13 protein-coding genes are annotated in these 13,855 nt (G+C 71.0%); 5 read left to right on the forward strand and 8 right to left on the reverse strand.

Features of this window, described 5'->3' with window-relative positions; genetic code table 11:
- Nucleotides 1–48 precede the first annotated feature (48 nt).
- On the forward strand, nucleotides 49–1,134 hold the full coding sequence (locus FFI97_RS24380; RefSeq protein WP_260685137.1) for an ABC transporter substrate-binding protein: 1,086 nt from the start codon (nucleotides 49–51) through the stop codon (nucleotides 1,132–1,134).
- Nucleotides 1,135–1,153: 19 nt separating this feature from the next.
- Here FFI97_RS24380 and FFI97_RS24385 read toward each other — a convergent pair whose 3' ends face one another.
- From FFI97_RS24385 to FFI97_RS24420, 8 genes are all read right to left on the reverse strand, one after another.
- On the reverse strand, nucleotides 1,154–1,573 hold the full coding sequence (locus tag FFI97_RS24385) for a hypothetical protein (protein WP_139702195.1): 420 nt from the start codon (nucleotides 1,571–1,573) through the stop codon (nucleotides 1,154–1,156).
- A gap of 61 nt (nucleotides 1,574–1,634) precedes the next feature.
- On the reverse strand, nucleotides 1,635–2,405 hold the full coding sequence (locus tag FFI97_RS24390; protein WP_144004520.1) for an SDR family NAD(P)-dependent oxidoreductase: 771 nt from the start codon (nucleotides 2,403–2,405) through the stop codon (nucleotides 1,635–1,637).
- Nucleotides 2,402–3,199: an SDR family oxidoreductase gene (locus tag FFI97_RS24395; RefSeq protein WP_070063708.1), complete on the reverse strand. Its 798-nt coding sequence runs from the start codon at nucleotides 3,197–3,199 to the stop codon at nucleotides 2,402–2,404. Before FFI97_RS24395 ends, FFI97_RS24390 begins: the two co-directional genes overlap by 4 nt.
- A complete protein-coding gene (locus FFI97_RS24400; protein ID WP_139702196.1) occupies nucleotides 3,196–4,587 on the reverse strand; it encodes a transaminase in 1,392 nt (463 codons plus the stop codon). The genes FFI97_RS24395 and FFI97_RS24400 overlap by 4 nt, the downstream gene beginning before the upstream one ends.
- Before the next feature lie 11 nt (nucleotides 4,588–4,598).
- Nucleotides 4,599–5,270, reverse strand: coding sequence for an HAD-IA family hydrolase (locus FFI97_RS24405; protein WP_139702197.1), 672 nt, complete (start codon nucleotides 5,268–5,270; stop codon nucleotides 4,599–4,601).
- On the reverse strand, nucleotides 5,267–6,511 hold the full coding sequence (locus tag FFI97_RS24410) for a Tm-1-like ATP-binding domain-containing protein (protein ID WP_139702198.1): 1,245 nt from the start codon (nucleotides 6,509–6,511) through the stop codon (nucleotides 5,267–5,269). The genes FFI97_RS24405 and FFI97_RS24410 overlap by 4 nt, the downstream gene beginning before the upstream one ends.
- Nucleotides 6,508–7,887: an aminotransferase class III-fold pyridoxal phosphate-dependent enzyme gene (locus FFI97_RS24415; protein WP_139702199.1), complete on the reverse strand. Its 1,380-nt coding sequence runs from the start codon at nucleotides 7,885–7,887 to the stop codon at nucleotides 6,508–6,510. The genes FFI97_RS24410 and FFI97_RS24415 overlap by 4 nt, the downstream gene beginning before the upstream one ends.
- Before the next feature lie 31 nt (nucleotides 7,888–7,918).
- On the reverse strand, nucleotides 7,919–9,361 hold the full coding sequence (locus FFI97_RS24420) for an NAD-dependent succinate-semialdehyde dehydrogenase (protein WP_139702200.1): 1,443 nt from the start codon (nucleotides 9,359–9,361) through the stop codon (nucleotides 7,919–7,921).
- Between the two features lie 143 nt (nucleotides 9,362–9,504).
- On the opposite strand from FFI97_RS24420, the gene FFI97_RS24425 reads away from it, so the two are divergent.
- The 4 genes from FFI97_RS24425 to FFI97_RS24440 all read left to right on the forward strand — a co-directional run bounded on the left by FFI97_RS24425 (nucleotide 9,505) and on the right by FFI97_RS24440 (nucleotide 13,761).
- Nucleotides 9,505–10,035 carry a MarR family winged helix-turn-helix transcriptional regulator gene (locus FFI97_RS24425; protein WP_070063702.1) on the forward strand — a complete coding sequence of 177 codons (531 nt, stop codon included), beginning with the start codon at nucleotides 9,505–9,507 and terminating at the stop codon, nucleotides 10,033–10,035.
- Between the two features lie 125 nt (nucleotides 10,036–10,160).
- The gene (locus FFI97_RS24430) at nucleotides 10,161–11,156 is read left to right on the forward strand and encodes a helix-turn-helix domain-containing protein (RefSeq protein WP_139702201.1); all 996 of its coding nucleotides are present in this window, start codon (nucleotides 10,161–10,163) and stop codon (nucleotides 11,154–11,156) included.
- Between the two features lie 101 nt (nucleotides 11,157–11,257).
- Entirely contained in the window at nucleotides 11,258–12,712 is a 1,455-nt protein-coding gene (locus FFI97_RS24435) for an amidase (RefSeq protein WP_139702202.1), read from the forward strand.
- A 65-nt stretch (nucleotides 12,713–12,777) separates the two neighbouring features.
- Complete coding sequence (locus FFI97_RS24440) at nucleotides 12,778–13,761, forward strand: Bug family tripartite tricarboxylate transporter substrate binding protein (RefSeq protein ID WP_139702203.1); 984 nt, start codon at nucleotides 12,778–12,780, stop codon at nucleotides 13,759–13,761.
- The last annotated feature ends 94 nt before the right edge of the window (nucleotides 13,762–13,855 follow it).

Consider the following 13,855-nt stretch of genomic DNA (forward strand, 5'->3'; position numbering starts at 1 on the left):
CTCGCCGCCTCGGCCGCGGCGACGGCCGGACTCGGCCCCCTCCTTTCCTTGCCTTCCACCGCCCTGGCCGCCGAGAACGGCGTCAGCGACGGCGAGATCGTCCTCGGCCACACCGGCATCCTGAGCGGGCCGCTGGGCGTGCCGATCAAGGTCGTGATGGCCGGCGCCGGGCTGGCCTTCGACGCGGTCAATGCGCAGGGCGGGCTCGCGGGCCGCAAGCTCAAGCTGGTCTCGCTCGACGACGAGCTCAAGCCCGAGAAGGCCGTCGCCAACTACGAGAAGCTGCTCGCCGAGCACCGCGCCTTCGCCTTCTTCGGCTGCGTGGGCTCCGGCACCACGGCCGCCGCGGCCAAGGTGCTGGGGCAGAGCGGCGCGCCGATGGTGGGCGGTTATGCGGTGTCGGACTCGGCGCGCGAGAAGGTCGCGGGCGCAGGCTACTTCGTGCGCGCCACCTTCGCGCGCGAGGCGCAGGCGCTGGTGCAGCACCTGAGCACCATCGGCGTCTCGCGCATCGCCGTGGCCTACCTGGACAACCCCGGCGGCGCCGAAGTGGCGCGGCTGGTCGAGGCGGCGCTCGACACGCTCAAGCTCAAACCCGTGGCGGCGGTGCCCGTGAAGGGCGACGGCACCACCAACGAGTCCGCCGGCAAGGCGCTGGCCGAAAGCAAGGCCCAGGCCGTGCTCATGTACCTGGGCGGCGGCATCGGCGGCGAGGTGATGAAGAGCGCCTGGACCGCCGGCGGACGCCAGATGTTCTACGGCATGTCGATCGTGCCGGGCGACGTCACCGCCAAGCTCGTCGGCGACAAGACCAGCGGCCTGGCCATCTCGCAGATCGTGCCCTACCCCTGGAGCGAGGTCGACGCCACCGCGCGCGAATTCCGCCAGCTGGCCGAGCGCGCCAAGGTCGACATCGGCTACCTCAGCTACGAAGGCTATGTGAACGCGCTCGTGATGATCGAGGCCCTGCGCCGCACCGGCCGCGACCTCACGCGCGCAAAGCTGCACGCCACGCTGAAGGCGATGAAGCTGCGCATCGGCAACATGGAGATCGACTTCACGGGTGCGAGCAACACGGGCTCGCGCTTCATCGAGATGGTGCGGGTGACGAAGGAAGGGCGCTTCCTGCGATAGAGACAGAGGTCGGCGCTGCTCACAGCCCCAACTGCGTGAGCGCCCAGGCCACCGTGCCCAGCTGCATCACGTTCAGCACCATCCCGGCGATGTGGAGCTTGCGGAACTGCACGATCGACGTGTCCGTCGCCGGGATCGTGTGGCGCAGCAGGTCCATGCGCGGAATGATGAGCCAGCGGCGCAGCGCGAAGGCCAGGCCGGCAATGAGGGCCATGCCGACCGCGAAGAAAGGCTTGCCGCACCACGCATAGCTGAGCGCCGCCGCGCTCGCGGTGAACACCACGGCCACGTAGTAGACGTTGAACAGGCCGCGGATGAAGCGCGAATCCAGCGGGGTGTCGTGCGAGAGCACGAGCAAGGGCAGCGAGCCCATCATGAAGAACCCCATCCAGACCAGCAGGATGACGGTCGCCATGAGCGCAACGACGATGGGAAGCATCTTTGAAAACCCTCCGCGGCGCGCAAGCATACGCCCGGCCGGGCGCGGCGTCTCTCGGCGCTTACACGGCGCGCGCAGCCGCCGGCACCCGCGCCCCGCCGTCGGCCACCAGCGCCACGCCGGTCACGAACGAGGCTTCGTCGCTGGCCAGGAACAGGCACACGGCGGCCATTTCCTCGGGCGTGGCCATGCGCCCCAGCGCGATGCGCGCCACCGTCTGCGCGCGCGCGGCGTCTTCGTCGATGCCGCGTTCGGCGGCCAGGTCGCGCATCTCCTGGCGGCTCATGGGCGTGTCGACCCAGCCGGGGCACAGCGCGTTCACGCGCACGCCCTTCGGCCCATAGGCCTGCGCGGCCGAGCGCGTGAGCGCGACCACGCCGGCCTTGCTGGACGCATAGCTGGCCATGCCGGCACCGGCGTTGAAGGCCGCGACCGAGGCGATGTTGACGATGGCGCCACCACCCTGCGCGACCATGCCGGGCAGCACGGCGCGCTGGCAGCGCATGGTGCCGCCGAGGTTGACCTCGTGCAGGCGGTGCCAGTCACCGTCGTCGATGTCGGCCGCGTCGTCGCTCTGCACGATGCCGGCGCAGTTCACCAGCACGTCGATGCGCCCGAACGCGGCCTGCACCGCGGCCACGGTGGCGCGCACGGCCGCGTCGTCGGTCACGTCGCAGTCGAAGGCCGGGCCGTCGCCCACCGGCTGCGGACGCGGCCAGCCGGCCACCGCGACGCGCGCGCCCTCGGCCGCGAAGCGCGCGGCCACGGCGGCGCCGATGCCGGTCGCTGCACCGACGACGAGGCAGGCCTTGCCTTGCAGGCGCGCGGTCATTCCGATGCCTCCGCGAAGAACGGACTCTCAGGCAGCGTCGAGCCGCCATCGACCACGATCGTCTGCCCCGTGATGTAGCGCGCCGCCGGGCTCGCCAGGAAGCGCATCGCGTAGGCGATGTCTTCAGGCCGCCCCAGTTCGCCGGCCGGGATGTGGCGCGCGATGCGCGCGGCCTTGGCCGGGTCGGACAGCAGTGAGCCGCCCTGCTTGGCGATGTAGCCCGGCTCCACGCCGTTCACGGTGATGCCCTCGCGCGCGTACTCCAGCGCCGCGGTGCGGATGAAGCCGTTCACGCCGGCCTTGCTGGCCGCGTAGTGCGCGCTGCCCGGCATGGCCACGCGCGGCCCGGTCACCGACGAGGTGACGAGCAGCCGCCCGCCGCCGCGCGCGCGCAAGTGCGGCACAGCGGCCTGCGTGAGCCAGAAGCAGGCCTTGAGGTTGACGGCCAGCGTGTGCTCGAGCTGCTCGTCGGTCATCGCGTCAATGGCGGCCCAGGGGTTCACGGCCGCGTTGTGGACCACGATGTCGAGCGCGCCGAACACGCGCACCGCCTCGGCCACCGCACGCTCGGCCTCGTCGCGCCGGCCGATGTCGCAGGCCAGTGCCTGCGCCGCGAAGCCGCGCGCACGCAGTTCGGCCGCCACCGCCTCGCCCGCACTGCCGGTGCGGTTGGCGATGAGCACCGAGGCGCCCGCTTCGGCGAACACCTGCGCGATGGCCGCGCCGATGCCGCGCCCGCCACCCGTGACCAGCGCGACCTTGCCCTGCAGGCCGAAGAGATCGGGCGTGCTCATCCCTTGCACTCCCGCACGAACTCGGCGAAGGCCGCGTTGTGCTCGTCGACCTCGCGTTCGGTGGTGCCGGGGCAGCACAGCATCATGTTGTGGAAGGGCGTGATGAGCACGCCGCGGTTCATCATGTACAGGTGCAGCAGCGCCTCGAGTTCGCCGTCGCGCGTGCGGCGCACGTCGCTCGCGTTGCGCGGCGCGTCGGCGCAAAAGAGCGTCTCCACGCGCGCACCGACCTGCGTCGCATGCCACGGCAATCCCGCCGCGGCGATGCTGGCGTTGACGCCTTCGGCCAGGCGCTGCGCCAGCACCAGCATGCGATCGAAGGCCTCGGGCGTGAGCACCTGCGAGAGCACCGCACGCATCACGGCCACGGTGAGCGCGTTGCCCGCCAGCGTGCCGCCGAAGCCGGCGTGCGCCGACTGGCGCTTCGTGGGGTGCAGCTTGGGCAGCACCTGCCAGACGCGCTCGGCGGTCTCGGTGCTGAGGCCGAAGGCGGCGGCGGGAATGCCGCCGGCGATGGCCTTGCCGATCACGAACATGTCGGGCTCCAGGCCATGCTGTCGCGTGTAGCCGCCGGGGCCGCTCGAGATGGTGTGCGTCTCGTCGATGACCAGCAGCGTGCCGGTCTCGCGCGTGAGGCGGCGCAGCGCGTCGTGAAAGCCGGGCGCGGGCGCGATCATTCCGTAGTTGGTCATGGCCGGCTCGGCCAGCACGCAGGCCACGTCGCCGGCGCGCAGCGCGCGCTCCAGCGCGGGCACGTCGTTGAACTCGACCACGGCCGACAGCTGGTCGTGCGGAAAGCCGTTGGGGTGGATGTCGTTGCGCATCGCGACAGCGCCGTCGCGCAGCTCCACATGCGCCTCTTCCACCGAGCCGTGGTAGCAGCCCGAGAACACCAGCACGCGCGGCCGGCCGGTGACCATGCGCGCCAGGCGGATGCAGGCGCGGTTGGCGTCCGAGGCCGAGGTCGTGAGGTTCCAGTACGGCAGGCCGAAGCGGCGCGACAGCTCTTCGCCGACCCAGGCCGCATCGTCGGTGGGCAGCATCAGCGAGCTGCCCACGCGGGCCTGCCGCGTCAGTGCCTCCACCACGGCCGGGTGGCCGTGGCCGCACATGCCGCCGGTGTCGCCGAGGCAGAAGTCGGCATAGCCGTTGCCGTCCACGTCGACGAAGCGCGCGCCATAAGGCAACTGCGCGTCCTGCACGTACAGCGGCCAGCCGCCGATCCAGCGGCGCATCCAGTGCGAGGGCGCGCCGTAGAGCCAGGCCTGCTGGCCCTGCGCAAAGCGTTCGCCGCTGCGCGCGTGGGTGCGCGCATAGCGCGCCTGTTCGGCCTGCATCAGGGCCTGCACGCGCTCGCGCGGCACGGTGGGTTCGAAGGTCGGGGTCATCGGGAACTCGGTCAAGAAGAAAGAGAGGAAGAAACGCCCAGCATCGAGAGCGCCTGCGCATAGCTCGCGCCCGGATGCATCACGTCGAAGTGCACGGTGCGCAGGCCCACGCGCTGCGCGCCGGCGATGTTGCGCAGCTGGTCGTCGACGAACACGCAGGCGTCGGCGGGCAGGCCGAGCTGGTCCAGGCACTGCTGGTAGGCGCGCGCATCGGGCTTGAGGATGCCGGTGTGCGTGGCGTCCACCACCACGTCGAAGGCGCTCATGAAGGGCAGGCGCTGGCGAAAGCCCGCGCCGTAGAACAGGTCGAGCTCGTTCGACAGGATGGCGAGCCGGCAGCCGGCGCGGCGCGCCGCCTCGATGGCCGCGAGGGCCTCGGGGCGGATCGCCGCCTCGGGGTCGGCGCCGCGCGCGCGCTGCACGAAGGTCTCCATGCGGTCCCAGCGTTCGCCGACCAGCGCACCCACCTCGCGGGTGCGCGCCATCCAGTAGTCGCGCTCCGAGAGCTTGTCGGCCTGCATGTCGCGCCACAGCGGATCGCTCGCGAGGTCGAAGGGGCCGCGCCAGGTGAGCGTGCCGCGCGGCAGCGACAGCGCCTCTTCGGTGAGCGCGTGGGTCTCGAACAGCGTGCGGCTGATGACGCCGCCGAAGTCGAGCACGAGGGCTTGCGTACCGGGGCTCATGCGCGGCTCCCTGCGGGCACGGTGCCGTCGGCCACCCAGGCGTCGAACACCTGCAGTGCGGCGTCGCAGAAGGCGCTGTCGTTGATGTGCGCGTCGAGCTCGACGAGCCGCGCGGGGTCGACGCTGCTGCGCAGCGCCTCGGTGAAAGCCGCCAGGCCCTCGGGGTCGTGCAGCGGCTCGCCGGGACGGTCCCAGCCTTCGATGCCTTGCAGCGGCATCAGCAGGCAGGTGGCACCCTCGGCGCGCGCGAGGCGGCGTGCGATCTCGGCGGCCACACCACGGCGGAACGCGGGCGCGCTGAGCGCCGAGGCCAGCAGCCGGTTGTGGATGTGCGTGGGCCGGCCTTCAAGGCCTTCGGGCGTGGACTGCCAGGCCGGGTAGTCGAGCATGTCGATGGCGCCGGGCGCGACGATCTGCGGCGTGCCCGCGCGGCCGGCGCCGAGCAGGCGGTGGGGCCCGGCCGTCACGCACGAGCCGCCGAGCTGGTTGGCCAGCTCCTGCAGGCTGAAGTCCATCACCGCGCAGAAGCGGCCTTCGGCGGCGAGTGCCTCGAAGGCACGACCGCCCATGCCGGTGGTGTGGAACACGGCGACTTCGTACCCGCGCGCTTCGAGCGCGGGCTTGAGCGTCTTCATGTAGGTGAGCGCGCTGGAGCCCAGCGAGGTCATGCCCACCAGCGGCTTCTCGAAGGCCGGCACGCAGGCCTGGCGGCAGGCGCCGAGCACCGCGCCCGCGGCCTGGCTCAGGGCCGAGCGGCACAGGCTGTTGAGGCCGTAGAGCCCGCCGGCCCACAGCACCATGATGAGGTCGGGCGGAATGCGCTCGGGCGGCAGCAGGTGCGAGTAGGCGATGGTCGACACCAGCACCTTCGGCACGCCCAGCGGCAGCGCCTGCGCCACGTCGAGCGCGAGGTCGGTGCCCATGGTGCCGCCCAGCGCGAGCAGGCCGTCGATGCGGCCTTCGGCCTGCCAGCGCGCGGCGAGTTTCGCGGCGCCGCGCGCCATCAGCGTCATGGCGCTGTTCTCGTCGCCGCTGTGCGCCACCTCGGCCACGGTCTTGCCGGCGGCCGCGGCCACCTCGGTGTTGGGAATGTCGGGCACGAAGGGCGCGCCGTCGAGCACGCCCACGTCCATCACGACGACACGGCCGCCGCCGGCCTCGATGCATTCGCGCATGAACAGCAGCTCGGCGCTCTTGGTGTCGGCGGTGCCGATCAGCAGGATCGTGGGCGATGCACTCACAGCGTCGCTTCCACGTCGGCGAACGCACCTTCGAGCGCATCGACCATGAAGTCCACCTCCTCGCGCGTGATGACCAGCGGCGGCGAGAGGATGAGGTTCGGCCCCGAGATGCGCACCATCAGCCCGCGCTGGTAGGCCGCCTGCGCCACCTTGGCGGCGATCGGGTTGCCGCGCGGCAGTGTGGTGCGCGTGGCCTTGTCGGCCACCATCTCGATGCCCAGCATGAGGCCCATGCCACGCACGTCGCCCACGAAGCTGAACTTGTCGACGAAGGGCCGCACGCGCGCCTGGAAATGCGCGCCCACGCGCGCCGCGTTGCCGGGCACGTCGAGCGCCTCGATCTGGTCCAGCGTGGCGAGCGCGGCGGCGGCCGCCACCGGGTGCGCGCTGTAGGTGTAGCCGTGGCCCACCGCGGCCTGGCCCGTGGGGTCGTTGAGGAAGACCTCGGCCACCTTGCTGCCGATGGCCGTGGCGCCCAGCGGCACGTAGCCCGACGAGATGCCCTTGGCCAGGCACCACAGGTCGGCCTTCACGTTCCACAGCCGCGTGCCGAACATCGCACCGCCGCGGCCGAAGCCGGTGACGACCTCGTCGGCGATGAGCAGCACGCCGTACTTGTCGCAGATCTCGCGCACGCGCGGCCAGTAGTTGGGCGGCGGCACGATCACGCCGCCCGCGCCCTGGATCGGCTCGGCGATGAAGGCGGCCACGGTGTCGGGGCCCTGGAACTGGATCTCGCGCTCCAGCTGCGTGGCGCAGATCTCGCCGAGTTCTTCCGGGTCCTGCGTGTAGGGGTTGCGGTACAGCCACGGCGTGTCGACATGAAAGCAACCCGGCAGCAGCGGCTCGTAGGCACGGCGGAAGTTCAGGTTGCCGTTGACGCTCATGCCGCCGAAGTGCACGCCGTGGTAGCCCTGGCGCAGCGCGATGAACTTGAAGCGGTCGGCCTGGCCCTTGAGCTTCCAGTACTGGCGCGCAAGCTTGAGCGCACCCTCCACCGCGTCGGAGCCGCCGTTGCTGAAGAACACGGCGGCCACGCCGTCGGGTTCCATGGTCTTGACCAGGCGCGCCGACAGCTCGATGGCGCGCGGGTGCGTGGTGCCGCGGAACACGTTGTAGAAGGGCAGCTCGTCCAGCTGCGCCACGATGGCGTCGCGCACCGGTTGATTGCTGTGGCCCAGGTTCGCGGCCCACAGGCCGCCGACGCCGTCGAGCATCTTGTGGCCGTCGACGTCCCAGATCCAGCAGCCCTGCCCGCGCGCAATGATGTCGGGCTTGCTCTTGAGCATGGCCTGCGGATGCGCCATGGGGTGCCACAGGTACTGGGCGTTGTCTTGCTTGAGCGCCGCCACGGCGGCGGCTTCTTTCGTTGTCATGCAGGTCTCCGGAAGTGTTCGATGCGCGTGCTCAGGACGGCACGCCGACGGTGAGGGTCTTGACCTCGGTGTAGTGCAGCAGGCCTTCGGCGCCCATCTCCTGGCCGATGCCGCTTTCCTTCCAGCCGCCGAAGGGCATCTCGGGCTGCGAGACGCCGAAGTGGTTGATGCCGACCATGCCGGCTTCGAGCGCGTCGCCCAGGCGGTGCGCGGTGTGCAGGTCGCGCGTGAAGGCGTAGGCGCCCAGGCCGTAGGGCAAGGCGTTGGCCTGCGCGATGGCTTCGTCCAGCGTGTCGTACGGTTGCAGCACGGCGATGGGGCCGAAGGGCTCCTGGCGCATCACGCGGCTGTCGGCCGGTGCGTTGGCGATCACGGTGGGCTCGAAAAAGAAGCCGGGGCGCTGCACGCGGTGGCCGCCGCACAGCAGCTGCGCGCCGCGTTCCACGGCGTCGTCGACGAAGCGCTGCATGTCCTCGATGCGGCGCGCATGCGCGAGCGGGCCCATCTGCGTGGCGGGGTCGGTGCCGTCGCCCAGGCGCAGCGCGCGCGCGGCCTGCACGAAGGCGTCGCTCCATTCGCCGAAGCGGGCGCGCGGCACGTAGAAGCGGATCGGCGACGCGCACACCTGGCCCGCGTTGCGGAACTTGGCGGCCAGCGACTGCTTGAGCGCGAAGGGAAAGTCGGCGTCGTCGCAGACGATCACCGGCGCGTGGCCGCCGAGCTCGCCGGTGAAGCGCTTCACATGCCGCGCCGCCTGCTCGCCCAGCAGCTTGCCCACGGCCACCGAACCGGTGAACGACACCTTGGCGATGGCCGGATGGTCGATGAGGAAGGACGACACCTCGGCCGGGTCGCCGCACACCATGTTCAGTGCGTCGGGCGGCACGCCGGCGTCGAGAAAGGCGCGCACCAGCAGCATGCAGGTGCCCGGCGTTTCTTCCGCCGGCTTGATGACCACGCTGCAGCCCGCGGCCAGTGCGCTCGCGAGCTTGCGCGCGGGCAGGTTGGCCGGGAAGTTCCACGGCGTGAAGGCCGCCACCGGCCCCACGGGCTGGCGCATGACCGACTGCGAAAGGATGCCCTCGACGCGCGGCGGCACGAGGCGGCCGTACAGGCGCTTGGCCTCCTCGGCCTGGAAGTCGATGATGTCCGCCGACAGCGTGACCTCGCGCAGCGACTCGGCCAGCGGCTTGCCTTGCTCGAGCGTGAGCACGTGCGCAATCGTCTTCGCCTGCTCGCGGATGTTCTGCGCGGCGGCGCACAGGATGTTGCAGCGTTCGAGCGCGCTCTTGCCGCGCCACTGCACGAAGCCGCGGCGCGCGGACGCGGCTGCTTCGGCGAGTTCGTCGCGGCCGGCCAGCGGCAGCTGCGCGATCGTTGCTTCGGTGGCAGGGTTGACGACCGCGCGGCGGCCGCCGGCGGTCTGCGTGCGCCATTGGCCGGCGATGTGCAGTGCGAGTTCAGGGTAGTCCATGCCCTGCACGATAGGGAGCGAGCCCCTTGCCGCGTTATCGAAAACTGGCAAACCTCGCGCAGCCTCGTGCGTGATGCGCAAAGGCCTTCCTATACTGTCCGCGCCGATCTTCTTTCACGACGCCTCCACGCCACGACCTCACCGTGCCCCGTTCACGCACCCCTTCCAGGCCCAGCGCCAAGCCCCTGCCCAAGGCACGCAGCAGCGCCGCGAGCGCCCCGGCCTTCGACCTCGAGACCTTCCTGCCCTTTCAACTCTCGGTGGTCGCCAACCGCGTGAGCCAGACGGTGGGCCAGTCGATCGCGAGCCGCTTCTCGCTGCAGATTCCGGAGTGGCGCATCGTCGTGGTGCTGGGCAAGTACGGTGCACTGTCGGCGCTCGAAATTGCACAGAAGACGAGCATGGACAAGGCCCGCGTGAGCCGCGCGCAGCACCGGCTGGTGGACCTGGGCCTGGCCAACATGCACCCCTCGGCCGACGACCGCCGCAAGGTCATCGTGTCGCTCGAGGAAGAAGGCCTGGCGCTGTACCGCGACATGGTGCCGCTGGCGCACGACACGGCGCAGCGCCTGTTTTCGCAGCTCACGGCGGACGAGCGCCAGGTGCTGCAGACCATCGTGCAGAAGCTGTTCGACAGCACCACCGGCTTCGAGCCCAGCGGCGAGCTCGAATAGGGCGCGATCGGGTGGCTTAGGGGTTTGCCCTGTCACTTTAAGATCGTTGTCAACGAAACAATCTGGTCTGGAGATTGCTTCCGGCACGGGTCTTCGCACCCCTGCCACCGCTTCGCCGGACCGCCATGACCAGCCAGACCGCCTCCGTTCTTCCTGACTCCGCCCCCACCGTCGCGACGCGCTGGACCCTGTCCACGCACGACATCGACGCCTATGCCAGCGGCCAGAACGGCTGGCACCTGGCGTGCGACATGCTCTCGGGCGGCAGCTTCGCCGGCTTTCTCGACCACGTGCAACTGCCCGGCCTGCGGCTGGTGCGCGAGACCACCAACCGCGCGCTGCGCCAGCACGGCGAGATGAACCCCGACTGCTGCGGCTTCGCCCTCACCTGCCGGCAGGACGGCGAGGCGCGCTTCTCGGGCCAGCGGCTGGACACCGAATCGGTGATGGTCGGGCGCTGCGACGAGCTCGACCTGTGCAGCCCGCCGGGCTTCGAGCTGACGGGCATCGTGGTCGACAACGCGCTGCTGCAATCGCTCACCGAACGCCTGAACGACCGCGCGCCGCCGGCCTGGCTCGAACGGCGCGTGGTGCTGCACTTCGACGACCCCACCATGCAGTCGCTGCGTGGCACCTTGCGCGGCGCCTTCAGCGCACTCGACGCGATGCCCGGCCTGCTCGACGACCCCGTCGCCACGGTGCAGCTGCGCGACGACGTGCTGCTGGCCTGGCTCAACGCGCTGCCCGAAGACGTCGACCTGCGCGAGCTGCGTTCCACCGAGGCGCACCGCCGCGTGGTGCGCCGCGCCTGCGAGCTGATGATGTCGCGGCCCGACGAGCCGCTGTCGATGCTGCAGGTGTGCAGCCGCATCGGCGCGAGCCAGCGCAAGCTGAACTACTGCTTCCAGGAAACGCTGGGCCTGAGCCCCGCGCGCTACCTGCGGGCGCTGCGCCTCAATGGCGTGCGCCGCGCACTCAAGCGGCCCGAGTCGCGCTCGGTGCAGGACATCGCGGCGCACTGGGGCTTCTGGCACCTGAGCCAGTTCGCGACGGACTACCGGCGCCAGTTCGGCGAGCTGCCCTCGCAGACGCTGCGCGGCGCGGCGCTCACGAGGCACTGATCCGGTGCACGGGCCGAGGGGAATCCCTCGGTTTTCGGAGCGCCAGTTTTGCCGTTTTTTGATACCTGCTTGCGGAGGCGGTCGCTATCGTTGACCGCCATATGTCCGCCACGCTGCCAACTCTGCCGAGTGCCCGTTCGCTCGCCGCCGCCCTGCAACGCCGCGAGCTCTCGTGCCGCGACCTGATGCAGACCTGCCTCGCGCGCATCGACCGCTTCAACCCGCAGGTCAACGCGTTGGTGTCGCTGCAAGCGCCCGAGGAGATGCTGCGCCAGGCCGATGCCTGCGATGCCCAACGCGCGCGCGGCGACGCGGTGGGCCGGCTGCACGGCTTCCCGATGGCGCCGAAGGATTTCGTCGCCACCGCCGGCCTGCCGACCACCATGGGCAGCCCGGTGTTCGCCAAGCAGGTCACGCCGCACGACGCGATCATGGTCGAGCGCCTGCGCCGCGCCGGCGCGCTCTTCGTGGGCCGCAGCAACACACCCGAGTTCGGCCTGGGCTCGCACACCTACAACACGGTGTTCGGCACCACGCGCAACGCATGGAACCTCGACCACGCGGCCGGCGGCAGCAGTGGCGGCGCCGCGGTGGCGCTCGCGCTGCACATGCTGCCGGTGGCCGACGGCAGCGACATGATGGGTTCGCTGCGCAACCCCGCGGCCTGGAACCATGTCTACGGCCTGCGCCCGTCGCTGGGCCGCGTGCCCACCGGGCCGGGGCGGGAGCTGTTCTTCCAGCAGCTGGGCTGCGAAGGGCCGATGGGCCGCACGCCCGAGGACGTGGCCTGGCTGCTGTCGGTGCAGGCCGGCTACGACGCGCGCTCGCCGCTGAGCCTGGCCGGTGACGGCGAGGCCTTCGCGCAACCGCTCGATGCGGAACTGCGCGGCCAGCGCATCGCCTGGCTCGGCGACCTCGGCGGCCACCTGCCGATGGACCCGGGCGTGATGGCGCTGTGCGAATCGGCGCTGCAGCATTTCGACACGCTGGGCTGCAGCGTCGCACCCGCCGTGCCCGCCTTCGATTTCAACGCCCTGTGGACCGCCTGGCTGCGCCTGCGCGGCTTCATCGTGGCCGGCGCGCTGCGCGGGCTGCATGCCGACCCGGCCACGCGCGCGCAGCTCAAGCCCGAGGCCTGCTGGGAGATCGAGCAGGGCGAGCGCCTGAGCGCCGCCGCGCTGCATGAGGCGGCCGTCACGCGCACGCAGTGGCATGCCGCGCTGCTGCAGCTCTTCGAACGCTTCGACTTCCTGGTGCTGCCGGCCGCGCAGGTGTTCCCGCTGCCGGTCGACACGCACTGGCCGCGCGAAGTCGGCGGCCGCGCCATGGACACCTACCACCGCTGGATGGAAGTGACCATCGGCCCCTCGCTCGCCGGCCTGCCCGCGATGGCGATCCCGGCCGGCTTCTCGCAAGCCGAGGGCACGCGCGGCCTGCCGATGGGCCTGCAGCTCATCGGCCGCCCCGGCGCCGACCTCGACGTGCTGCGCATGGCGCACGGCTGGCACCAGGCCGTGCCCTTCGCGAACGTGCAGCCGCCGCTGCTGCAGCCGTAGCAGCAACAACAAGCCCCCTGTTTTCCGTACTCCGACACATCTCACACAACCCGAGGAGAGAACCCATGCGCAGACGTTCGCTGATTGCTGCCGGCCTGGCCGCCGGCCTGTCCCCCATCGCCCTGCCCGCCCTGGCGCAGGGCCTGGGGGGCAAGACCCTGAACCTGATCGTGCCCTACCCCGCGGGCGGCGGCTCCGACATCAACGCGCGCCTGGCCGCGCCCGAGCTCTCGCGGCTGCTGGGCCAGCCGGCCATCGTCGACAACGTGCCCGGCGCCAGCGGCTCGCTCGGCGTGATGAAGGCGGCGAATGCACCGGCCGACGGCTCGGCGCTGCTCGTGGGTTCGCCGATGGAGCTGATGCTCACGCCGCTCACGCTCAGCAGCGCGCGCTACAAGGCCGAGGACTTCCGCCCCATCGGCGTGATGGCCGTCACCTCGATGGTGCTGCTGGCGCGCAAGGACCTGGGCGTGGGCAGCGTCGACGAACTCATTGCACTGCTGCGCCGGCCCGACACCAAGGAGCTGAGCTACGGCAGCATCGGCCCCGGGTCGCTGTACCACCTGCTGGGCGAGCGCTTCATGCAGCAGACTGGCACCAAGATGCTGCACGTGCCCTACAAGGGCTTCGCGCCGCTGGTGAACGACCTGCTGGGCGGGCAGATCGACCTGGTGTTCGCGCCGCTGGCCGGCAACGTGCCCGACCTGCTGGACGCCGGCAAGGTCAAGGCGCTGGGCATCGCGGCCTCGGCGCCGCACGAGCGCTTCACCACCATTCCGCTGATCCGCAACAGCAAGGGCCTGGACGACTTCGTCTACAGCCTGTGGGCCGGCATCCAGGTGTCGCACCGCGTGCCCGAGGAAGCGCAGCAGCGGCTGCACACGGCCTTCAACCAGATGATGCTCAAGCCCGAGCTGCGCCGTGCACTGGAACTCGGCGGCAGCAAGGTGGCGCCCGAACAGACGCTGGCCGAGCTGCGTCGCGGCTACCAGGCCGACATGGAGCGCTACCGCGCCATCGCCAAGTCGGTGAACCTGCGGCCCGAATGACATCCGCGGGCACGGGCCCGCGTTTTGCCAGTTTTCGATAACGCCGCGGCGGCGCGCAGAGAGAGGATGCGGACCTGTCCATCCTTCATCCGCC

It is taken from the genome of Variovorax sp. KBS0712 (assembly GCF_006323185.2).
GTDB lineage: Bacteria > Pseudomonadota > Gammaproteobacteria > Burkholderiales > Burkholderiaceae_C > Variovorax > Variovorax boronicumulans.